This is a genomic window from Shewanella japonica, from assembly GCF_002075795.1.
In the GTDB taxonomy this organism is placed as follows: domain Bacteria; phylum Pseudomonadota; class Gammaproteobacteria; order Enterobacterales; family Shewanellaceae; genus Shewanella; species Shewanella japonica.
In genome coordinates, this window is sequence record NZ_CP020472.1 from 515,289 (window position 1) to 539,603 (window position 24,315).

Annotated in this window: 18 protein-coding genes; all 18 read left to right on the forward strand. The window is 42.9% G+C overall.

What is annotated here, in order from left to right; translation table 11 throughout:
* Positions 1-85 precede the first annotated feature (85 nt).
* The 18 genes from SJ2017_RS21815 to SJ2017_RS02365 all read left to right on the forward strand — a co-directional run bounded on the left by SJ2017_RS21815 (position 86) and on the right by SJ2017_RS02365 (position 24,271).
* Complete coding sequence (locus SJ2017_RS21815; RefSeq protein WP_055022913.1) at positions 86-574, forward strand: type II secretion system protein; 489 nt, start codon at positions 86-88, stop codon at positions 572-574.
* A 190-nt stretch (positions 575-764) separates the two neighbouring features.
* The gene (locus tag SJ2017_RS02285) at positions 765-1,262 is read left to right on the forward strand and encodes a type II secretion system protein (RefSeq protein WP_080914740.1); all 498 of its coding nucleotides are present in this window, start codon (positions 765-767) and stop codon (positions 1,260-1,262) included.
* Positions 1,252-1,755, forward strand: coding sequence for a type IV pilus modification PilV family protein (locus SJ2017_RS02290; RefSeq protein ID WP_055022911.1), 504 nt, complete (start codon positions 1,252-1,254; stop codon positions 1,753-1,755). Before SJ2017_RS02285 ends, SJ2017_RS02290 begins: the two co-directional genes overlap by 11 nt.
* The gene (locus SJ2017_RS02295; protein ID WP_055022910.1) at positions 1,755-2,612 is read left to right on the forward strand and encodes a PilW family protein; all 858 of its coding nucleotides are present in this window, start codon (positions 1,755-1,757) and stop codon (positions 2,610-2,612) included. The genes SJ2017_RS02290 and SJ2017_RS02295 overlap by 1 nt, the downstream gene beginning before the upstream one ends.
* Positions 2,602-3,081 carry a hypothetical protein gene (locus SJ2017_RS02300; protein ID WP_055022909.1) on the forward strand — a complete coding sequence of 160 codons (480 nt, stop codon included), beginning with the start codon at positions 2,602-2,604 and terminating at the stop codon, positions 3,079-3,081. The genes SJ2017_RS02295 and SJ2017_RS02300 overlap by 11 nt, the downstream gene beginning before the upstream one ends.
* 25 nt (positions 3,082-3,106) lie before the next feature.
* A complete protein-coding gene (locus SJ2017_RS02305; RefSeq protein ID WP_080917354.1) occupies positions 3,107-7,681 on the forward strand; it encodes a DUF6701 domain-containing protein in 4,575 nt (1,524 codons plus the stop codon).
* A gap of 291 nt (positions 7,682-7,972) precedes the next feature.
* Positions 7,973-9,022 (forward strand): rod shape-determining protein, encoded by a 1,050-nt coding sequence (locus SJ2017_RS02310; RefSeq protein ID WP_080914741.1) that lies wholly within the window; start codon positions 7,973-7,975, stop codon positions 9,020-9,022.
* Positions 9,023-9,085: 63 nt separating this feature from the next.
* Positions 9,086-9,982, forward strand: a complete 897-nt coding sequence (gene mreC / locus SJ2017_RS02315; protein WP_080914742.1) for a rod shape-determining protein MreC — start codon at positions 9,086-9,088, stop codon at positions 9,980-9,982.
* Positions 9,979-10,467 (forward strand): rod shape-determining protein MreD, encoded by a 489-nt coding sequence (gene mreD / locus SJ2017_RS02320; protein ID WP_055022906.1) that lies wholly within the window; start codon positions 9,979-9,981, stop codon positions 10,465-10,467. The genes mreC and mreD overlap by 4 nt, the downstream gene beginning before the upstream one ends.
* Position 10,468: 1 nt before the next feature.
* Positions 10,469-11,062 (forward strand): Maf family protein, encoded by a 594-nt coding sequence (locus tag SJ2017_RS02325; RefSeq protein WP_055022905.1) that lies wholly within the window; start codon positions 10,469-10,471, stop codon positions 11,060-11,062.
* An 88-nt stretch (positions 11,063-11,150) separates the two neighbouring features.
* On the forward strand, positions 11,151-12,641 hold the full coding sequence (rng, locus tag SJ2017_RS02330; RefSeq protein ID WP_055022904.1) for a ribonuclease G: 1,491 nt from the start codon (positions 11,151-11,153) through the stop codon (positions 12,639-12,641).
* Positions 12,641-17,035, forward strand: coding sequence for a YhdP family protein (locus SJ2017_RS02335; protein WP_080914743.1), 4,395 nt, complete (start codon positions 12,641-12,643; stop codon positions 17,033-17,035). The genes rng and SJ2017_RS02335 overlap by 1 nt, the downstream gene beginning before the upstream one ends.
* Positions 16,959-17,798 carry a carbon-nitrogen hydrolase family protein gene (locus SJ2017_RS02340; RefSeq protein ID WP_080914744.1) on the forward strand — a complete coding sequence of 280 codons (840 nt, stop codon included), beginning with the start codon at positions 16,959-16,961 and terminating at the stop codon, positions 17,796-17,798. Before SJ2017_RS02335 ends, SJ2017_RS02340 begins: the two co-directional genes overlap by 77 nt.
* A 101-nt stretch (positions 17,799-17,899) precedes the next feature.
* The gene (gene tldD / locus SJ2017_RS02345; RefSeq protein WP_055022901.1) at positions 17,900-19,348 is read left to right on the forward strand and encodes a metalloprotease TldD; all 1,449 of its coding nucleotides are present in this window, start codon (positions 17,900-17,902) and stop codon (positions 19,346-19,348) included.
* Between the two features lie 153 nt (positions 19,349-19,501).
* Positions 19,502-20,944 (forward strand): TolC family protein, encoded by a 1,443-nt coding sequence (locus tag SJ2017_RS02350; protein WP_144430117.1) that lies wholly within the window; start codon positions 19,502-19,504, stop codon positions 20,942-20,944.
* Entirely contained in the window at positions 20,934-21,908 is a 975-nt protein-coding gene (locus tag SJ2017_RS02355) for an HlyD family secretion protein (RefSeq protein ID WP_080914745.1), read from the forward strand. Before SJ2017_RS02350 ends, SJ2017_RS02355 begins: the two co-directional genes overlap by 11 nt.
* Positions 21,909-21,959: 51 nt before the next feature.
* Positions 21,960-23,135 carry an ABC transporter permease gene (locus SJ2017_RS02360; RefSeq protein ID WP_080914746.1) on the forward strand — a complete coding sequence of 392 codons (1,176 nt, stop codon included), beginning with the start codon at positions 21,960-21,962 and terminating at the stop codon, positions 23,133-23,135.
* Complete coding sequence (locus SJ2017_RS02365) at positions 23,132-24,271, forward strand: ABC transporter permease (protein WP_080914747.1); 1,140 nt, start codon at positions 23,132-23,134, stop codon at positions 24,269-24,271. The genes SJ2017_RS02360 and SJ2017_RS02365 overlap by 4 nt, the downstream gene beginning before the upstream one ends.
* The last annotated feature ends 44 nt before the right edge of the window (positions 24,272-24,315 follow it).

Below are 24,315 nucleotides of genomic sequence, written 5' to 3' on the forward strand. Positions count from 1 at the left end.
CCTTGATAAAAGAATATGCTCATGAACATTAATTATAGTGTCAACAAGAGCTGTCGTTGTTCTACTTTTTAGTGAAGGTTTTCAAATGCAAAAGCAACAAGGTTTTACACTTATTGAGTTAGTCGTGGTGATCATTATTTTAGGGATCTTGGCTGTGACCGCGGCACCTAAATTTATCAATTTACAAGGTGATGCTCGAGTTTCCACATTGCAAGGTGCGAAAGCTGCTATTCAAAGTGCTAATAGTTTAGTTTATTCAAAAGCGGCTTTAGCTGGTGAAGAAAAGAAAGATCCTGGCTCTGTTGATATTGGCGCAAGCAGTAATTTGGTGACAGTTTTTGGCTATGCTGAAGGTGATGCCGATGAACTTATTAAAGCGGTTGATATGTCTACTGACGACTGGGATATTACAGGAACAGGCGGTACGGTGAAAATTCAGCAAAAAGATGCACCAACTAATTGTTATATTGAATATACCGAAGCGCAAACATCAGGAAGTACTCCAACTTTCTCAAGTGGTATTTCTGACGGTAATGGTGGTTTTTTACCTATGCCTACAGCGTCTGACTGCTAACATTCGTTTGTAAATAGAAGGTCTGCATGCAGGCCTTTTTTATTGTCTGAAATATTCTCCTCTATGTCGTGTTGTTACCTTTGAAACATCATTGCTAAAAAGTATTTTTAATAAAGGATATCAAGACGTTTATGTTATATTTTGCCATACTGTGTATAGGAAAATGTAATAAAAGGCGTTAACCGTTCGGATGCAGCACAATCAGAGTAAACGATACGCTTCAGGCTTTTCACTTATTGAGCTAGTCACTACGATTTTAATTGTAGGGATTCTTGCTGTGTTCGTCATACCCAAACTGATACCTGAATCGAGTTACAGTGCCTACACTTTGAGAAATGAATTTATAAGTGAACTGAGGCAGGTTCAAATTAAAGCGCTTAATAACAGCGATCGTTGTTATCGCATCACTGTCGATTCAGACGGTTATCAATTAACAACCTATAGTCATAACATTAATGCGCCGTTTGCGGGGTGTGTCCCAGCCCAGCTGTTACGAACCGATCTAAAGCAAACCTTTAATGGCGGTGCGTATATTGAGCTTGCGAGTAATTCCAGTACCAGCTTTAGCATGGATTTCGATAATTTAGGCCGCTCAACATTGGCTTGTACTGGTAGTTGCTTTGTCGTTGTTGCTGATGAAAGCCTCACTATAGCCATGGAATCCGAGGGATATATTCATGGTTTATAAATGTCGAGGCGGAGGGTTTACGTTAATTGAGCTTGTTATTGGCATGCTGGTGCTTAGTATTGCCATCGTGATGTTGACGTCGATGTTATTGCCACAAGCTGATCGGGCTGTAGATACATTATCACGGGTTCGCTCTGCTGAACTTGCTCATTCAGTGATGAATGAAATCTGGGGTAAACGTTTTGATGAAAACACGAACTCTAATGGCGGTATTCCAGCGTGTAATTCCCCTTTAGGTGCCAGTTGCTCTTCTACACTTGGACCTAATGGCGAAAATCGCAATGACTTTAATGATGTCGACGATTATCACGGACTCAACATTAACAGCACCATGCTTGATTCTAGCCAGACCTATGCAGATGTTTATATTGGCTATCAGATGTCTGTCAATGTGGAATACATAAATGGTCAAGCCCAAAAGCTAATTACCATTGATGTCACTACACCTTCAAGTGAAGTTATTACTTACCAAGCGGTAAGGAGTAATTATTAATGAAGCAAAATGGCAAGCGTTATTCGAAGATGAAGCAAGCGGGTTTTACCTTGGTTGAAATGGTCACCGTTATTATCATTTTGGGGATTTTAGTTGTTGGGGTCAGCAGTTTCGTCATATTCGGAACACGTATTTTTGTTGAGTCGAGCTCAATTGACCAAGTCTTGGGGCAAAGCCGATTTGCTATGGAAAGAATGACGAGGGATATACGCAATTCAGTCCCCAACAGTGTCAGAATTAGGACGGCCAATTTAGGTATTTTTCAGTGTATTGAATTGCTTCCGATTGAGGCAAGCAGTAGCTATTTAGATTTGCCTATTTATCCAGATACATCATCAACGACAGGCACCATTGTTGATAATAATATTAATGTCGCGTCAGGCGTGTTTGCGATTGTTTACCCTCTAGCGAATGAAAGTATTGGCGGCGTTAACGATATCTATCAAGCGAGCCGAAATAAACGTTTTGAAGTGCAATCGAGTAGTTCTGCAGCAGACAAAATCACACTAACGTTTGCAAGTTCGGTTCAATTTGCTGAAGAGTCGCCTATTAAACGAATCTATTTTGCTAATGAGCCTGTGAGCTATTGTTTTGAAAGCGCAATTAATTCTTCGATTGTCAATCTATATCGTTATGCCAACTATGGTTATTTCATTAGCCAACCAGTGCCATCAAGTATGGGAACTGGGGTATTAATGGCTGAAAATATTACCAATAATTTGTTAGTTGAACCGGCGATTAAAGTCACTGAGCAGAATTTAATGACGAATGCGATAGTCCACCTTGAACCACGCTTTAGTGTGAATGGGGAAACATTTAAATATCAGCATCAAGTGCAGGTGACCAATGTCCCATAACTATCGACTTAATCGAAAACCACAGCAATATGTAAACCTTGGTGCGAGCAAGCAAAAAGGCAGTGCATTAGTTATTGCGGTTTTTGTCATTATTGTGATGTTTTTATTAGCAGGTACCTTGATTCGGATGCTTGAGGATGGAGACGCATCAGTGAACGTTGAAGTCTGGGGGGCGAGGGCTTTGTTTAGTGCCAATAGTGCAGCAGATGCAGAGCTAGCAAAGTTATTTCCGCTCTCTGGCGCTGTTGGTGTATGTAGCGCTAATTCAACTTGGACACCGCCTAACTCTGTGGGATTTCATGGTTGCAGTGTCACGGTAACTTGCACACCTATTAGTGTTGATGGAGTAACGCAATATCAAATTATCAGTAATGCAGTATGTGAGACTGGCGATTGCGCTGGTAATGCAGCAACGACAAATTGTTTAAGAGTCAATAGACAGGTCGAGGTAGAAGCTCGTGGTAATTAATCGATTGAAGTTGTATTCATTTGTAATGCTTGCAGTGCTGTCTTTTCAAGTAAGTGCTTTTGAAAGCATAGATTATGCCCGCTACTTCCCAAATGTCGTTCAAGGACATCATGGTACAGCGGCGAGTTGTGAAAATATCAATCAGCAGTTAGTTATTTACGATGCTCAAATTAATGGAACAAATGGCGTCGCACTCGATTATTGCACAAGTAATTCAAGTAATGAGATTGGAAATCAAACCTGTGATGATGGTGCATCGGGGTATAAAAAGTGCGAAATATCAGGTACTGATATTGATGGTCTTGATTTGAATGTTGCTGGAAATGAGTTTTTGTTTAGCTCAGGTAATACTGGGATCTCATGGGGGCAGTGTTCTAACAATGATCTACTGGGACCTGGAATAACCGAATTTGGGAATGTGATTATTGATAAAAATAATTGCGAGTTAACATTCGGTGCTGCGCCAAGTGAACCCTATCGAATCAAGAGCTTAATCTTGGATAAGAAGACCACCATTAACCTTCCAGAAGGTGACTATTGGGTTGAGTCATTTACTATTAATGGTGGCTCTCCAGTAATAAATACAACGGGCAATGTCAGATTATTTGTTAATAACAGTACTTCAATTAATGGTGCGTTGACCGTTAATCAAGGTACTGATTCTACATTTACACTGATTGCCTATAACAATATTGATTTTAACAGTTCTGATTCTGAGATTAACGGTTACATATATAGTGACGGTAATATTACCATTAACCGCACTAACACCTTTAATGGCCGTATCACCTCAAGAAAATTAGTGATTAATGATGATACAACCATTAACGACGGCTTTCCTGAGCCCACTCCTTTCCATATTCAATATGGTAAATCCACCTCTGGTAGCGTGACTTTTGATACGGCTTTTCCTGACGGTGTTACGCCTCTTGTTTTTTTAATGCCGACTATCGAGCAAACGAATACTAATAGTGATGGCCCAGCTTCTGTATTTTTAGATGGCACACCGACGACAACCGGTTTTAGTTGGTCTCAACAGGAGTCTCCGTCACCCGCAAGTCGTTATGTTGAATCTGAAGATATGACAGAAATTCACTGGGTTGCGGTGAATGCGGGAACCCATGATTTATCCAATGGTACTCAGCTTATCGCAGGAACAGTAGAGCTTGATACCGCTCTGATTGGCTCCAATAGTCAATACGTTAATGTGGCGTTACCAAGCACACAGAATGTTGTGCTGAATCAATTGCAAACTCAGGTAAATAACTGTTGGTTGACGAGCTTGTCGCAATTTAACAATACAGGGATCCGTTTAGCGATGGATACTTCTGAAGTCAGGAGTAATAACAGTCGATGCCAGCCAGATAATTTAAATAATAATCAGATTCAGGCGGAAACGGTTGCTTATTTGAGCTTGCAATCAGGCAGTGGCTCAATTGTATTAAACAGTGAAAACCTCAATTATCATTTCGGTCAAGCGCAGACTTTTACCGCAGGTAGTGTTCAAGACCTAAGCTACCAATGCGGCTTTACGACTGCGCTTGAAGGGTTTACTAATCCCCCCATTTTTGTCGCAGGAAAAAATAGCCGCCGTGGTGGTGACGGTGGTTGGTTAAGGCGTTGCCAATTGACAAATTCACTGGTGAGTATGGTGGTTGATGAAGATACCTACCGGGATACAGACCGTCGCCATATATGGGAAAATTATAGTTTTATCGCCTTAGAAAAAGAAGAACAGGTGTTAACGTGTTTTAATGATGACTTTCAGCGCAGTGATGTGGGTGATGATTGGGTCGTTTCTGAAAGTCGCGGTGGGTTTATTCCTACTATTGTGAATAACCGACTTCGGATAACCGAAGCTGCTGGAAATCAGGCTACGTCTTCGACATATCAGCGACTTTTCCCTGCCGCAGGAAACTTAGTGACCATTGAGTTTGATCATTATGCCTATGGGGGTAGTGGTGCTGATGGTATTGCTTTTGTGTTATCTGATGCTTCAATTACTCCTCAGCCTGGTTCATATGGTGGTCCATTAGGCTACGGTGCTCGTTCGAATGTCGACGGTTTTGCGGGAGGTTGGTTGGGTTTTGGTATTGATGAGTATGGTAACTTTTCTACCGAAGGAGGCCCTGGTGGACCTGGTAGAAGACAGCAGTCTGTAGCAGTTCGTGGCTCAGGTTCGGGGACTAGTGGTTACGATTATCTACGTGGTACCTGTAATAATGGGCAAGATAACCCTAGTGGAGGTTGTTTATCGCCTACGGTTGATAATAATGAAAATGCAAATCATCGTTACCGTATAACCGTTGATTCTCAGGTTGCTGGCCAATCAATGGTCAGTGTTGAGCGTGACACTGGCAATGGCTACGAAATGCTCATTTCTCCTTTTGATGCTGCATTAGAACCTAATCAGTCAGCTGTCCCTACTGATTTTTTACTTTCATTAACAGGTTCTACTGGCGGGGCAACTAATAACCATGAAATTGATAATGTTGAAATTTGTGCGCTTGATTCCAACCCAATAGGGGTTGTCATTGACCATTTTGAATTTACTCATACTGGTGCAGCCTTAACCTGTAATGCAGAGCCCATGACATTAAAAGCTTGTGCGAATGCAGACTGTACTCAAACAGTTCCGGATTTTGTTACTGCAACATTGAGTCCTGCAACAATAGCTACTGGTGGCGGCTGGATTGGCGGTAACGTCGTTAGCTTTAGTGGTGGAAGTACCAATTTAGAGTTAAGAAATAATACCGCAGGTTCAGTGACTGTGGATGTAACAGGTTCAACCCCAGGAGCCAAACCATTCAGTACCACTTTATGTAGTATCGCAGGTAATACTCCTACAGCAGCTCAATGTACGTTTAATTTTGCAGATAGTGGCTTTATTTTTGATGTGCCGGATAAATTAGCGAATAAACCCACTGGGATGATAAATATCTCCGCAGTAGAGAAAGATAGCGAAACGCTGGAATGTGTTCCTCAATTTGCCGATGTTACCAAGAGCGTGGGATTCTGGAGTGATTATATAGAGCCTAGTACCGTTATCTCAGGCCAAAATGTCTCTGTGACAGGGTCTGGTACTGCAACGAGTATCGGTACAAGTGTTGGCACACGAACGCCAATTAATTTGGATTTTGACAGCAATGGTGTTGCAGAAATTGACGTGAATTACCCTGATGCGGGCGCTATCCAACTTAACGCACAATACGACGGAACAGGTGATGAGGATGGCCTTGTTATGGTTGGGGCAGACACATTTGTCAGCTTCCCTGTCGGATTATGTGTTAGCCCAGTTGATGCTGCTGCGAGTTGCCCTGCCGGAAATCAGACTTGCGCCGTTTATAAAAAAGCGGGCGAAGAGTTTGAATTAACGATTCAAGGTATGGCGTGGGAGTCAGATGGAGATAGCGACTATTGCGATAATCTTGCAACACCAAATTATGCTCATGCAGGAATGACACTCGCAAGTTCCCTTGTGGCACCATCTCCAGGTATCGAAGGTGATATTGGCTTAAGCAGTTATGATCATCTTGCTGCAGCAAATAACAGCAACACGATTACTCAATCAATCAGTGAAGTGGGTGTATTTGAGTTTACCGTTAAGTCAGATTCAAGTTATTTAGGCTCGAGTTTTTATGATATTCCATTGGCGAGCTCCGGCAATATAGGCCGCTTTATACCCGATAGGTTTGCGATTAGTGGTGTCAGTGTATTACCAGCGTGTACTGTATTTAATTATATGGATCAGCCTTTTTCAATGGCGATGAATATTTCTGCATTTAACATTGGCTCAGATGTCACGGAAAACTATCAAGGCGACTTTGCTTTTGCCACGGCGATATTGGTCGGGGAAAACAGTGATGATGGTGATGATAAGCGAAATCGTTTAAGTGCTTTACCAGTATCTGCTAGTTCATGGAGTGCTGGAGTGGCCACAGTTGATAGTAGTTACATGGCAAGCTTATCCCGATTGGCTGCCCCTAATAAAGATGGGCCATTTGAAGACATGGATATCGGTGTGGTTATGGTCGATAACGATGGCGATAATAGCTTTGTGGCAGATCCTGACATGAATGCGGCTACTGTTGGTAGCTGTGGTAGCAATTGCGATGCTAAGCAAATCACAACCCAACGTTTTCGACATGGTCGAGTGGTGATGGATAATACCTATGGTGCAGAAAATGATACCTTGCAAATGCCCACTCGTGCAGAGTATTGGGACGGCGCTGATTGGAGTGTGAATATTCTGGATAACTGCTCCACGGTGACACCTGCTTTAGTTACACAAGTCGATGATTCAGTATTAGGCTATCAATTCGAGCCTAGTTTAACATCTGGGCAAACCATTGTTAGAACTGGGCAATCTTCGATGTTCGCTGCAGGTGAATTTACCTTGCTTTGGAATGCGGTTATTACTGGAACTGCTGCTGACTATCGTGGGCAAGTCACAGCACCACTTATCGTGCCTGAATGGCTACAGTGGTATTGGAACTGGGATAATGCTTCAACGACGACATTATATGATCCAAGAGCCAGTGCTTATTTTGGCCGTTATCGTGGTCACGATCGAATTATCTATTGGCGTGAAAAACGTTAATGGGCAAGTAGAAACCGAGTGACGATGAGTCAGTATTGAGCGTGAGGTCGTTAACTATGTCAAAAAATGTTGAAAGCGCGTTTTTTTGACACTAGATTGCCTTAAACATGCTGCTGTTTTTTTGCTCGAATAGTTGGTGTTTTTCTGCGCTGGTGGATTAATTTAGCATTATTGTAAAAAAACACCTAGATTAGCGATTGTTAACCTGTTCGGTCTTGTGGAAAACCAGTGGCATTGATAAAGTTACCTGATTTTTCTTTTTTCTGATGTTACAGAATACAGGCTAGATACATGTTCAAAAAGCTGCGTGGAGTTTTTTCAAACGACCTATCGATCGATTTAGGTACGGCAAATACATTAATTTACGTTCGTGACGAAGGTATCGTGTTAAACGAACCATCGGTGGTAGCCATCCGTGGCGAACGTGGCAGTAGCGGACAAAAATCAGTAGCTGCTGTGGGAACAGATGCAAAGCAAATGCTAGGTCGTACGCCTGGCAATATTCAAGCTATTCGTCCAATGAAAGACGGTGTTATCGCTGACTTTTATGTGACAGAGAAAATGCTGCAGCATTTCATTAAGCAAGTGCATAACAATAGCTTTTTCCGCCCAAGTCCACGTGTGCTTGTGTGTGTACCGGTAGGTGCAACCCAAGTTGAGCGCCGTGCGATCCGTGAATCAGCCATGGGTGCTGGTGCGCGTGAAGTTTACCTAATTGAAGAACCAATGGCTGCGGCGATTGGTGCAGGCTTACCTGTTTCAGAAGCGACTGGTTCAATGGTCGTTGATATCGGTGGTGGTACAACTGAAGTTGCGATTATCTCGCTCAACGGTGTGGTGTATTCATCATCAGTGCGTATTGGTGGTGATAAATTCGATGACGCCATCATCAACTATGTTCGTCGTAATTACGGCAGCTTGATTGGTGAAGCAACCGCAGAGCGTATTAAACATACCATTAGTACTGCTTATCCTGGTGATGAAGTGCTTGAAATTGAAGTTCGTGGTCGTAACCTTGCAGAAGGTGTTCCAAGAAGTTTCACTTTGAACAGCAATGAAATTTTAGAGGCATTACAAGAGCCTTTATCAGGTATTGTAAGTGCTGTTATGGTTGCATTAGAGCAGTCTCCGCCAGAACTGGCTTCTGATATTTCAGAGCGTGGCATGGTGCTGACAGGTGGTGGTGCATTATTACGCGATTTAGATCGTTTATTAATGCAAGAAACTGGCATTCCTGTCATGGTTGCTGATGATCCATTAACGTGTGTTGCTCGAGGTGGCGGTAAAGCCCTTGAGATGATCGACATGCACGGTGGTGACTTATTCTCTGAAGAGAACTAAAGAGCGAAACAACGGCGGTGTTTATTCTGACAAGTATGTTAAGAGTGTCACCGCCTACATATTATGAAACCCATTTTTGTTCGTGGTATATCGCAACAATTTAGATTAACACTGGCAATATTTTTGTCGGTGGTGTTGCTTATCGCCAATGATCGTCTAGATCCCATTCGTCAGTCCATTTCCTCAGTTTTAAGTCCCTTACAATATTTAGCGAATGTCCCCGGTTTATTGCTGGATTGGTCAGCTGACTCCATCGCTACGCGAAATATGTTGGCGATGCAAAATAAAGAATTATTGCGTCAACAACTTATGATGTCTGAGCGATTACAGCGCTTTGAACATTTACGTCAAGAAAACGAACGCCTTCGAGCGTTACTCGGCTCTCCAGTGCATATGGATGCTCGAAAAGTGGTTGCAGAAGTCATGGAAGTGGCAAGTGATCCCTTTAGGCATTATGTGGTGTTAAATCACGGTGCACGTACAGGGGTTTTTGTCGGCCAGTCTGTCGTTGATGCCCAAGGGGTTGTTGGACAGGTGATTGAAGTCAGCGAGCTGACGAGTCGGGTGTTATTAGTAACTGATCCTACTCATGGGATCCCTGTTCGAATTACCCGTAATGATGTTCGCGCCGTAGCACAAGGCACTGGGGATATTGACGAAATTGAATTGCGACATGTTGCCAAAAGTACCGATATCGTAGTTGGCGATTTACTGGTTACATCGGGACTTGGGAATCGTTTTCCAGAAGGCTATCCTGTCGCACGAGTGATGACAATTTCACGGGATGCTGGGCAAAGTTATTCGGTTGTTTCGGCTCAGCCATTAGCGGCACTTGATAGGATCCGTTATGTGTTGCTCATATGGCCTGATGATGGCACACAAGAGCAAGTTGATCCTGCTACCATGGTGAACGAGGCTGAACTTGATATTGAATCAGCGGAAGATGAGGTAAGCCAATGAGTGCGCATATCGCCAATGGCCGCTTTGTCGTGCTAGTGACCATATTTATTGGCATGATGTTTCAGATTATGCCGTTACCCAAAATCGTCGAGGCGTGGCGTCCTGATTGGTTATTGATGGTAATGATCTATTGGGCAATGGCATTGCCACATCGCTATAGTATTTTAACGGCTTGGGTATTAGGAGTATTACTGGATGTGCTACTAGGTGCAACCTTAGGTATTCGTTCACTGGCTTTTTCGATTGTGATTTATGTGATTGTGATGCAATCACAAAGATTACGTAATTTTACTCGCTGGCAGCAGTCTATTTTGGTCGCTATTTTTATTTGCCTGTATCATTTTATTATTTACTGGGTTGAGTTTGTAGTGAACGGCGTGGCATTTGATTGGTCAATGTTTTTGCCTGCAGTGTCCAGTATTTTCATGTGGTGGTGGGTATTTTGGGTTTTACGAAATATTCGTCGCCGATATAAGGTCCGTTAATATGGGATGGGTTCTCGCTTCGACTTCGCCAAGACGTAAAGCGCTTTTTGCTGAAGCTGCTTTTACAGAGTCAGATTTTACCTTTAGGCAAGTGGCACCAGATATTGATGAGTCGCACCACGATAATGAACCTGCTGCCGAGTTTGTTGTCCGTTTAGCTAAAGAAAAAGCCAGAGTGGGTTTGACCTTATGCAATGATGAGCCAGCTGCGAAAGTGTTGGGGTCAGATACTATTGTCGTTATGGGCGAGGAAATTTTAGGTAAGCCTGAAAACATTAATGATGCAAAGCGCATGTTAACCTTGTTATCGGGTCAAACTCATCAAGTTATGACGGCAGTAGCGGTGACCAACGGTGCAATAACGCTGACTCGTTTATGCCAGACTCGAGTGACATTTTGCGAGATATCAGCAGAGGCTATCGATGCGTATATCAACACCGAAGAACCTATGGATAAAGCCGGTGCATATGGCATACAAGGGCTAGGTGGTTGTTTCGTACAATCTATTATGGGGAGTTATTCCGCCGTCGTAGGATTGCCGTTAGTCGAAACGCGCGAACTGCTCCATGAAATGAATCAAATTGAATTAACTTAATCTTTCGTTCGCCAACATGTGAATGTTACCACACCCATTTTTGCTGGTATTACATTATCCTTGAAGCGCGGCGTTAAACAGGTGGCTTATGCACACAAAAGCACAGCGTAAAAAAGGATCTGAATTACTGATTAACGTTACGCCAACAGAAGCCAGAGTTGCACTTGTTGAGCATGGCGTTTTACAAGAAGTTCATATAGAACGCCGAATGAAACGTGGCTTAGTTGGTAATATTTATAAAGGTAAAATCAGCCGAGTATTACCTGGTATGCAGGCCGCATTCGTTGATATCGGACTCGAAAAAGCAGCCTTTTTACACGCATCAGATATTGTGCCGCATACCGAATGTGTTGCCGATGTAGAAAAAGGTAATTTCGTGGTGCGTGATATTGCTGAGCTCGTGCGCCAAGGCCAAGACATTATGGTTCAAGTGGTTAAAGATCCCCTTGGCACCAAAGGTGCTCGTTTAACCACAGATATAACTCTTCCTTCTCGATATCTCGTCTTTATGCCTGGCTCAAGTCATGTTGGTGTGTCTCAACGTATTGAAGAAGAAACAGAACGTGCCCGCCTAAAGAAAATTACCGAACCCTATGTCGATGAAGATGGTGGCTTTATTATTCGCACCGCAGCTGAGGGGGTCGGTGATGATGAGTTAGCCCAAGATGCTGCATTTTTACGTCGTGTTTGGGCGAAAGTGAGCGAACGCCGTAAACGTAAAGGTGCCACGCTCCTGTATCAAGATTTAGCGCTTCAAGTGCGTATTATTCGAGACTTTGTCGGTGAGGAGCTTGATCATATTCAAGTCGATTCAAGACGTACTTTTGCAGAACTTCAAGGGTTTGCTCAAGAGTTCATGCCAGAAATCGCAGACAAAATTGAGCATTACGCTGGCCCTTCTCCTATTTTTGAACTGTACGATGTAGAAAATGAAATTCAGCGTGCATTAGGTCGTAAAGTAGAACTGAAGTCGGGTGGTTATTTGATTATCGATCAAACAGAGGCCATGACAACGGTTGATATTAATACTGGTGCTTTTGTTGGCCACAGAAACCTTGCCGAAACCATTTTTAATACCAATCTAGAAGCGACTCAAGCTATTGCTCGACAATTACGACTGCGAAATTTAGGTGGCATCATCATTATCGATTTTATCGACATGATGAATGATGATCATAAAAAGCGGGTGTTAGACAGCTTAACAGCTGCGTTAGCAACCGATCGTGTTAAAACGAGTGTAAGTGGTTTTTCAGGCTTAGGCTTAGTTGAAATGACCCGTAAACGTACTCGTGAAAGTTTAGAGCATGTGGTGTGCGGTGAGTGCCCTGCGTGCCAAGGTACAGGCTCAATGAAAACGGTTGAAACGGTTTCATATGAGATATTCAGAGAGATTATTAGATTAAATCGAGCATACGCAGCAGATGAGTTTTTGCTGTACTGTTCACCGGCGGTATTCAAAAGTTTAAGTACTGAAGAAGGCCACTTATTAGCAGAATTAGAAGTGTATATTGGCAAACAGATCCGCCTGCAAAACGAGACTTTATATACTCAAAATAAGTATGACGTGGTGATGGTGTAGTGCCCAAAAGTAAAACCGTAAAAGTGTGTCGTTTTTTGTTCCAATTTGTAGCCGTAGTACTGGTACTATTTGCGCTAGCGGTGAGTCTCATCCGAGGATTAATACCTCAGCTTCCTGAAGCGCGATACGAAGTGGTGAATTACCTCAAAGAACAATACCAGATTGAAGTTCAAGTGGGTAAACTCAGTGCCGAGTGGCAAGCGTTTGGGCCTGCATTAACGGTTAATAATCTCGTTATTCCCCCACAGCCATCGCTACCTGTGACCTTAATCGCCAACAAAGTGCACTTAAAACTCGATTTTTGGCAAACATTACTCACTCTGTCCCCTAAAATTGAAACCGTAAAATTTGATGGCATCCATGTTGCGTTAAATGTAGACGAGCTTTCTAGTTCGAAAAGTGATGAGGATGCGAGTACCAATTTAGATTGGTTATATGCCTTGTTACTTGAGCAGCTTGAATATTTTTCTATCAGTGACGGTACTTTACAGTTGCTAAGTCATAGCCATGATTTTAGACCAATATTTATCAGTAATTTGATGTGGCATAACCAACCAGGCCTTCACCAAGCGAAAGGCTTTATGCATTTGGATTCAGAAGCGTCAGCAAGTGAATTATTGGCTCTCAGAATTGATGTCACTGGCGATGGCTACAAACCTGATGAATTAGTGGGTCAAATTTATCTCTCTGCTGAATCATTAGATCTAGGTGAGTGGGCTTCACGTCAACATGACCCTTTATTAAAATTAGATAGTATTGAATTTGAAGGTGTTGTAAATCTTAAAGCTTGGCTAGGTATAGAGCATCGAACTATCAATACAGGCTTGTTGATGTTCGAACCAAGCTGGTTGCAGTGGAATACATCTGATAAGCAAAATACTGAACAACTGCAAAAGTTTGCGATTAATGGCGGTGCGTTAAAGTGGCAACCAAATGATAATGGCTGGCAAGTTACAAGCCATGATTTAGACTTTTCGACCAATGGTGTTCCATGGCCTGAGCTTAATTTATCACTGAAAACTAACTACAGTGACTTATCGGTTAGCGTGAATGAAATTGCGCCTGAAGTGCTCACGCCATTGCTCCCTTTATTTCCTAAAATGGGAGAAAAGGGCGTGGCTCAATGGCAAGAGTTGTCACCAAGTGGCGTTATTGGGCCGCTGCAATTACTTAAAGAGTCAGGGAAACCATTCTTACTCAAAACCGAAATTAACCAACTCAAGTGGTCTGCTACAGAGGGAATACCCGGTAGTGCCCCAATTGATTTACGCTTTTCTTGGGCCAATGGCTTAGTCAATGCTGAGTTCCCAGCACAAGATTATCAACTTGATTTTCAAGATGGGTTTGAAGCACCGCTTGCGCTTAAAGGTGATGCATTTCAAGTTCAATATAACGTCGATAAGTCGCGCCTGATATTACCTCATGTTCACTTTAGCAATGCCGATATCGATCTCGCTGCATCAATGCAACTGGATTTATTAGAGCAAGCACACCTTGCCTTAAATGCTAACTTAGCCATCAATAATGTTGAACATGCGGGTCGTTATTTTCCGTTAGATGCGATGAGCGATAACTTGGTAGATTATCTAAATGGATCGCTTAAAAAAGGCCAAATTCCTGACGCTGAAATTGTCTGGCACGGTCAACTTAATCAGTTTCCATATCAAGATCATTCTGGCATCTTTCAAGCAGGTTTTAATTTAAATGATGGTGCATTTTTGTTTCAACCCGATTGGCCAGCAGTTGAAGCGTTAAGCCTTTATGCATTATTTGAAAATGCGGCAATGGATATTGTTGTTAACAAAGGGAAATTATTGGATGTGGATGCCGACGGTGCACACGTTTATATTCCTTATATGGGTAAAGAAACGACCTTAAGAATTGAAGCTGAGGTTGGCGCTGATGCTGATGCTGCCAAAGCCGTTATTGATAATTCACCGCTTAAAACCTCAGTGGGCTCAACACTCAATGTTGTGCAAATCTCTGGTGACATTGTGAGTGATTTAGATTTAACCATTCCGCTTTATGATGGCGCGAAAGCGAACAATAAAGGCGTGATAATCTTCGATAATAATGCCGTATATATCACCTCTCCCGGGCTGCATTTAAACAGTGTGAGTGGCGCTGTCGAATTTATTAATGCTGAAGTGAGTGGTCAAGAAATCGCGGCAGATTTATTTGAGCAACCATTGCAGTTTAGCTTTGCAACAGAGCAAACGAATAGCGGTGATCTTGCTTTAAGCGTCGATCTGAACGGCCAATGGGATTTAGATAATTTACCGAATTACATTGATAATCCATTATCTGATTATTATTCAGGAAGCCTAGATTGGGATGGTGGGTTAACGATGATTTTTGATCCGCTTGGTTATCGTTTACAAGTACAATTAAATTCAGATCTCACAGGCACAACATTGTCCTTACCAGCTCCTTTTACTAAAGCAGCCGACGAACCTAGAATGCTGCGAGCTGAATTAATTGGTGATAACAAGCAATCTTCCTTAGGGATCAAGTTAGGCAAAGAAGCTGAGTTTTGGGGCGGGTTTAATGAGCAAAGTGGCGACTACCTCGCACATTATGATCTGTTACTCGGGCGCCATTTTAAACTGGGTGATAAGCTCGTTAAAAACCAAGGTCACATTCAAATTGACTTACCAGAAGCTGAATTGACCACATGGCTACCTCTTATCAGTAAATTTACTGATAAAGTGACTTCCAGTATCGATGTTATTGCAGATAAAGAATCAATAGTCGTCAGTGATGAAACATCGCAAACGGCCCCTGATAATACTGCTAAAACGTCAAACATTGAGCCAATTGCTGAACTGGCTAATCAATCTTCTTCAGTAAACGTTGAATCAGAGCCAGTATTTAACCTTACTGATCTTGATGACAAGGTGAGCTTTTTCCCGCCGTTAGCCTTAATCGACGCCCAAATTGGTTCATTGAATATTTTAAGTCAAAACTTTGAGCAATTATCGTTTACAGCCAAGCCGCTTCAGCATGTATGGCGCTTCGATATTGAATCAGAACAGATGGTGGGTAATATTGATTTTTATCCAAGTTGGCGCGAGCAAGGCCTTAAAATTGTTGCCAGTAAATTGCATTTAGCACCTAATGTGAAAGCGCCAGAAGATGCCGAATTTACCCCAGGCAATTTACTCGATAATTTACCGCCACTTGCAGTTGATGTAGATGATTTTGGTTTATATAAAACGCGTTTAGGCCACCTTGTGCTACAAGGAATACCGTATGAGAATGGCTACCGCTTCCAAACGCTGACCTTAACAAGGCCAATAGTCAGCCTGCAAGCCTCTGGAGATTGGACGTTCGCCGCAGGAAAAAGCATGACCACGTTTGATGTCAATGTAAAAGCCAGCAAGTTTGATGCGTTATCTGAAGCGTTAGGCATCAGTCCTGGTCTTAAAGATGCGCCTGTGGATATGGTGGGAGAGTTTTCATGGCAAGGTGCGCCGTATGAATTCTCATTAGAAACCTTAAACGGCAAATTACGCTTTGATTTGGGTAAAGGGTATTTATCTGAAGTGAGCGATAAAGGCGCTCGTATTTTCTCCTTGTTTAGTTTGGACTCGTTAGTGAGAAAACTCTCGTTAGACTTCTCTGATGTGTTTGGCAAGGGGTTATATTTCGACTCTTTTGGTGGGTCATTGGATATTGATAATGGCGTCGTAAAAACCACAGATACAGAAATGGATGCGATAGCAGGCAACATGAAAGTACGAGGCTATACTGACTTAACCACTCAAAGTTTGAATTACGATATTCGCTTTATTCCGCAATTAGCCTCGAGCGTCCCAACTGTAGTGCTATTAAGTACCAGCGCTTGGACATTGGGCTTAGGCGCCTTTGCACTCACAAAAGTATTGGAGCCAGTCATTGAAGTCATTTCTGAAATTCGTTTCAGATTAGGCGGTACAATGAATGATCCTTTGCTAGAAGAGTTAGAGCGTAAGAGTAAAGAAATCGAAATCCCTGAATCAATTTTACCTCGTGAAAAAGTCGAAACTGAGCCACAAAGTAATCTGCAAGGTGCTCAACAAGACCAATTGCAACAGGCGAGCGAGCGATTAGATGTCAATGACTCTGGCACTCAAACTGTAACTGAGATGACTGTACCAGACAGTTCCAATGTACCTGCAATCAGTATCGAGGCGGATAGCAGCAAAAACAGCGATAACATCATTATTAACAGCAATACTCAAACCGAGACTGATTCCGATAACGCTCCTAAAGGGGAGGGTAGCAGTCCGATATCATTTGTTGATTACCAGCAACGTCAAAGCCAAGGAGGCGCTAATGCAAGTCAACTTACTGCAATGTCAGAGCAGCAGGGATGTTCAAGCCAACTTAGCTTTTATCGACGAGCAGCTTAGTCAACTTCCAAGGCAAGAAAACCAGCCTCAGCTCGTTGTATTACCAGAATGTAGTTTGTTATTTGGTGGTCATGAACAGCAACAGTTATCAGTCGCTGGAGATGATAAAACCAGTGAGCTGAAACAGGCTTTAGCTGCATTGGCTAATCGTCATCGAGTGTATATGGTGGCTGGAACCATCCCTATTTTAGCGAATGATGGACGGGTATATAGCCGAAGTTATTTATTTGATGATACAGGTGATACCTTAGGCAGTTATGATAAGTTACACTTATTCGATGTCGAAGTTGCCGACAGTACACGCTCATATCGTGAAAGTGATACTTTTTGTCCTGGCGATCGTATTAGTGTTATCGATACCCCGTTTGGTAAAGTGGGCTTAGCCATTTGTTATGACGTAAGATTTGCCGATTTATTCCGTGCTTTACGAGCTGCAGGTGCTGATATTATTGCTCTGCCATCAGCGTTTACTAAAGTGACAGGCGAAGCTCATTGGCAAGTGTTAGTGCAAGCTAGAGCGATTGAAAGTCAATGTTACATTCTGGCAGCTGATCAATGGGGCAAACATAATCAAGGCAGCCGAGAAACTTGGGGGCAGAGTATGATTGTTGATCCTTGGGGTCACATTGTCGCCGAACGAAAAACGGGAACAGGTTGGGTGCAAGGTCAGATAGACCGACAACAACTAAACGATATTAGACAGCAAATTCCAGTCGTGGAGCACAACCGTTTTAATTTACCCGTGCTAACGACAGCACTTTAATCAAAGTATTAAAGTATTAAAGTCAGAAAGATAAATGAAACATCGCTGTTGCGATTGATGAATTACATTTTTACAAGCCATAGGGCTTAAAGAGAGAATTAATGCCATTTCTAGCTCAAGTTGAACAAAGTTTATTACATGATGGGTTAACCCTTGATGGGCTACAGGATTACCTCAATATTATTCACCAACATAATATTGATTTTTCAGACTTATATTTTCAAGGTAGCCGCCATGAAACTTGGGCGTTAGAAGATGGCATCATTAAAGAAGGCAGTTTTCATATTGAACGTGGCGTAGGGGTTCGAGCCATAACGGGTGAAAAGACAGGCTTTGCTTATGCTGATGAAATTACTCCTGCAGCGCTGCAATCAGCAGCTGAAGCTGCACGAGGTATCGCAACCGCTGGTCAGCAACATCAGGTGCATGCCTTTAAGCGTCACAATACTCACGCACTATACAAAAGTGACGATCCCATTGCTGCCATGGAAGAAGCGCCAAAAATCAACCTGCTTAAACAAACCGATGCATACATTCGCAGTCTAGATACACGTATTATCCAAGTCGTGGTTAGTTTATCAGGGGTGCATGAAGAAATTTTAGTTGCAGCCAGTGACGGTACGCTTGCTGCTGATATTAGACCTTTAGTTCGTTTCAACTGTAGCGTCATTCTTGAAGATAATGGTAAACGTGAGCGTGGCAGTGCTGGTGGTGGCGGTCGTCATGATTACAGTGTGTTTTTAGCGACAGATGATGCTGGTTTACCTGTTTGTTTTGAGTTTGCTCGAGAAGCTGTGCGTCAAGCGCAGGTGAATGTGAACGCCATTGATGCCCCTGCAGGTGAGATGCCCGTTGTCCTCGGTAATGGCTGGCCTGGTGTATTGTTACATGAAGCGGTAGGGCATGGCTTAGAAGGAGACTTTAATCGTAAAGGCAGTAGTGCATTTAGTGGCAAAGTGGGTCAGCAAGTGGCATCAGAGTTAGTGACGGTCGTGGATGACGGAACAATTGAAAATCGTCGTGGTTCATTGAGCATCGACGATGAAGGCGTGCCAACGCAAAAAACGACTTTGATTGAAAACGGTATCTTAAAAGGCTATATGCAAGATAAGTTAAACGCGCGCTTAATGGGACAAGCTACGACGGGCAACGGTCGCCGTGAGTCTTATGCACATTTACCTATGCCACGTATGACAAACACCTATATGGAGGCGGGTACTTCGACGCCAGAAGAGATGATTAAGTCGGTTAAAAAAGGCATTTACGCTCCTAACTTTGGTGGCGGCCAAGTGGATATTACCTCGGGTAAATTTGTATTCTCAGCCTCTGAAGCGTATTTGATTGAAAATGGTGAAGTGACCGAAGCAATCAAAGGCGCCACATTAATTGGTAATGGACCGGAAGCCATGAGCCAAATCTCGATGGTCGGTAATGATCTTTCGTTAGATAAAGGTGTGGGTGTTTGCGGTAAGGATGGGCAAAGTGTGCCTGTTGGTGTGGGTCAGCCTACATTGAAACTAGATAGCTTAACCGTTGGCGGAACGGCATAAACGGAAAAATAAAGGTGCTGTAATGGCACCTTTTTATTTTGTACTACACTCATTTAGAATATTTAAAATCAATCTCTTACGCTAGAAGTAAACAGTAAAACTAGTTATAATTCGCCAATTTAGAGTTATTGCTCTAACTAAAGGATGAGGTTCATGAGGCATTTAGCTGTTTTCAATATCAAAGTAAGACAAGTCTTGTCACTAGTACCCATTGGGGTATTTGTTATCACTGCTTCATTATCCCATGTGGTTAGCGCTGAATCGCTTTCGTTTGCTAATGCATGGAAACAGTTATTAACTGTCAGTGATAAATTAAAAGCCCAATCTCAAGAAGTCAGCCGTGCTGAAGCTGAAGAGCGAGCCGGTGAAGACATGAATTTGCCTTCATTAAATCTTGCTGGTAGCTATACCCGTCTTGAAAAGCCCATTGAATTAGATTTACGAGATCTGAATCCCATTGCTGCAATTGACCCAGGTGCGCTTCCTCCAGCACTGGGTGAAGCGTTAGCGGCTATTCCTGGCTCTTTATTTGTGACTCCTTTTACTGAGCAGGATATTTTCCGTGCTAGCTTACAAGCTATGTGGCCAATCTATACTGGCGGTAAAATTACCGCGGCTCAAGGTATTCATGCTGCCCATGTCGAAGAGAAAAAACATCAATATTCGCTTACCTCTAGAGACATGTTTAATCAGCTTGTTGATCGTTACTTTGCTGTGGCGGTAACAGAAACCTTAGTGGCAACGAATCAGCAATTAGTGGACTCATTAACGGAACATGAGTCTCACGCACAAAAACTAGAACGTGAAGGACAAATTGCAAAAGTTGAACGCTTAAATGCACAAGTGGCACTAGAAAATGCCAAAGTAAACCTTGGCAGTGCAAAGCGTCAGCATGAAATGGCTCAAATTGCTCTATCAAGAATGCTGCATTTACCTGAATCTGATCCTACTTCAGGGTTATTCAGTTTGCCTCAGTCGCCGTCTTTACCTCGGTTAAGTCAGTTGACATTAACGCAGCACCCTGCGCTCAAATTACTGGAAGCGAAAGAAGCGCAAGCCAATGGTCTCATACAACTAGAGAAAGGTCGCTACCATCCAACAGTGTTTTTATATGGTAATTACACCTTATATGAAGACGATAGCTTGTTCTCACAAATTGAACCTGACTGGATGGTTGGAGTGGGGGTAAACGTGCCTATCTTTAGCCGTGATGGTCGCAGTGGCAAAGTTGAGGCTGCACAAAGTGCTTTACTGCAAGCTAAGTATACCAAGGCGCAAACCCAACAAGACCTGAGTTTGCTGCTTGATCAAAGTTATCGACAACTACAACAGGCCGATGAAGAAGTAAAAGCATTGAATGCCTCATTAGCGTTAGCAACAGAGAACCTTCGCCTACGTGAACTGGCCTTTAATCAGGGGCTATCAACATCCATTGATCGAGTGGATGCTGAATTAAAATTAAGTGCAGTTAAAACTCAGCAGCTTGGGGCGCAATATCGTTTCGTGCAAGCTTATGCAAGGCTAATGACAATTAGTGGCCAATTAGATGAATTTATCGGACGCACCCAACTTCAGGAGAATCAAAATGCGGGCTAATCGAATTATTGCTGTTATCGCCATTCTTATCCTGTTGGGGATACTGGGTTATGGCCTGAAACTAGCATTTGAGCCGAAAGAGAAACTGTTACAAGGGCAAATAGAGGCTCGTGAATACAATATCTCATCTAAAGTACCGGGTAGAGTTGAGCAAGTGATGGTGCGCCGAGGCGATAAAGTTGCAGTTGGTGATTTACTGTATGCGATTAATAGTCCTGAATTGGATGCAAAGTTAATGCAAGCTGAAGGGGGGCGTGATGCTGCCAAAGCCATGCAACAAGAAGCGGATAACGGGGCACGTCAGCAACAAGTGACAGCGGCGAAAGAGCAATGGTTAAAAGCCAAAGCGGCAACCGATTTAATGGCAACCACCTATCAGCGAGTTGAAAATCTATTTGATGAAGGTGTTGTTGCCAGACAAAAGCGTGATGAAGCATTTACTCAGTGGAAAGCAGCGCAATATACCGAACAAGCAGCATTAGCCATGTATCAGATGGCAGATGAAGGGGCAAGAGTAGAAACCAAAGCCGCTGCCGCTGGTAATGCTCGCATGGCAGAAGGTGCAGTGAAGGAAGTCAGTGCAATTTTAGCTGACAGTCAAATGCGATCGCCTAAAAATGCCGAAGTAAGCGAAGTCTTATTACAGGCTGGTGAGCTAGCACCGAGTGGTTTTCCTGTTGTCAGTTTAATTGATATCACTGATGCATGGGCCGTCATGCAAATACGTGAAGACCAATTGGCAGATTTCAAGCAAGGGCAAACGGTTGCCTTAACCATTCCTGCATTAAAGGTTACTGAGGACTTTACCATTGCGCATATTAGCGTGATGGGCAGTTTTGCTACTTGGCGATCCACTGAAAGTGGCCATGACTTTGATATGCGTACCTTTGAAGTTGAGTTACGCCCCAATCGCCCGATTGCAGATTTAAGAGTCGGCATGTCTGTGCTGTTAAGTGTCAATTAGCATCATTAGTTACAAACTGATTAAGGTGCTTCTTATGACTAAGGTGCGAAGATGCGGGTTTTACTAAAACAAGAATTGAAACGCTTATGGTGTTCACCCTGGCAACTGGCTTTGGTGACATATATTCCGTTAATCAGTATTTTGTGCTTGTGGTGGTTATTCAGTGCTGGGTTACCTCGGCAACTGCCTGTGGCTGTGGTTGATCAAGATAATAGCCAACTTACTCGAACCTTAACCCGTAATTTAGCCGCTAATGCCGTAATTAAGCCTATTACCTATACTCAGTTTGCTGATGCAAAGGCTGCGATGACTCAAGCAGAAGTTTACGCTGTGGTTGTGTTTCCGCATGAGTTTAAGCGTAAGTTGTTAACGGGTAGCAGTCCCACCGTCGATATTCGTTATAACAGTCAGTTTTTATTAGTCGGGAAACTATTATCGAGTCAGTTACAGCTGAGTGTAGGCGCTGGACTCATGGAAGTAGCTGGTATGAAGCAGCTTCTCAATGGTGCTAATCGTGCAACGGTTGCGGTCAACTTAAGTCCTGTCACCAGTCAAACCACGGCCTTGTTTAACCGTAACAACAATTACGTGGGATTTTTGGTTCCTCCTGTGTTAATCGCCTTATTGCAGCTTTTGGCAATGATGGTATTTGTAAACTCATTAAACGACAGCCTCATTCGTCAAGGCGAACAGTATTTATTACCAGCAAAGTTTTGGTGGCATGTTGGCGCTAAAGTGTTGTTTTATACCCCTGTAATGTTAGTGCATGGTGGCTTTATCTTAGCGTGGTTATACGGCGTGTTGCGTTTACCGATTGCGGGTAATCTATTGTTACTGATAGCAGCGCAAGCAATGATGTTTTTAGCATTGTGGACCTTGGTTATTTTGGTATTTTTATTGATGCGTGAACCAGCGAGAAGCGTCAGTTTTTGCACCGCTTTATTCGCCCCAGCTTTTGCATTTATGGGGATCACTTTTCCTGTCAATGATATGCCAGAGTTAGCGCAGTGGTGGCGTTTAATTATGCCTTCTAGTCATTATATCGACTCCCATGTCAGTATTATCAGCTACGGCGCTGGAGCGCTTCAGGTATTGCAGCAAAGTATTTCTTATGGCTACTTTATTATCGTTTTAGCGTTAGCTTGGGGGTTACATCGTGTTATTTGGAATAAGCAAATTGCGCTGACTACAAGGTCACAAGGTGAAGCTGTAGGGGTCAAGTCATGAGCTGGTTGCAACTGCTATTTGTAGAGCTAAAAGCCATTTTAGCGGATAAAGCCATAGTCGTGACCATGTTTGGTGGCGTGCTGTTTTACTCGGTGCTTTATCCTCTCCCTTATCTGAACCAAGTTCCGACTCAACAACAAGTGGTTGTGGTTGATCACGACAACTCTTCATTAAGTCGCCAGTTGCTTAGACATGCAGATGCTTCTCCCAAAATTACTATCGTTGCTCTGGTGGGCAGTATTGATATTGCACAGCAATGGATATCAGAGTCGAAAGCCCATGGTTTATTAGTCATTCCAGAAGGGTTTAGGCGTAATTTATTACTCGGTAAAGGAGCCACCTTAAGTTACGGTGGCGATGCGAGCTATTTTTTAATTTATTCAGCTGTTGCTGAAGGATTAATTAGTGCAGGCATGGATGCGGGTCGGCAAATTCAGTTAGTGGGGTTGTTAGCACGAGGAGAAAACCCGCAGCAAGCTGAGCAAAGTTTACATTCAGTCAATATTAATAGCGTCCCTGCATTTAATCCCAGTTTAGGTTACACCCCGTATGTGGTGCCTGGATTGTTTTTACTAATTTTGCACCAAACGTTATTGATTGGTACGGGGATTTTAGGGGCAGGACAATGGCGCAAAAAGGGCTATTGGAATCACGTTTCACCTATGGCATTAATTGGTGCACGTCTGACTGTTTTTAGCGCCATTTATGCTTTGTTTGCGAGCTTTTATCTAGGTTATTGCTTTTATTGGTACGATGTCAGTGTGCAAGCGACTTTAACTGAAGTGGCCTTATTGATGATGCCGTTTATTTTATCCACTGCGGCATGTGGCATTGCGTTAAGTAGTCTATTTGTAAGGCGAGAGTTACCGACACAAGTCTTGCTGTTAGTGTCGATGCCCATTTTATTTGTGTCTGGCTTTGTGTGGCCTATCGCATTAATTCCTGATCTTTTGGTGCAATTATCCCAAGTGATTCCTGCCGTACCAGCTATTATGGCTATGTTAGAGTTAAGTCAAATGGGCGCAGGTTGGACGAGTGTATTACCTTTATGGATACATATGTGGACCCTGTTTGTGCTATTTCTGTTATTGGCTTTTATTGGTGTGAAGCAACGGCTGAAAACGGAGAATGGTTAAGTAAAAAAATAGGCATTAAAGTGTCCACTTAATGCCTATTGGTT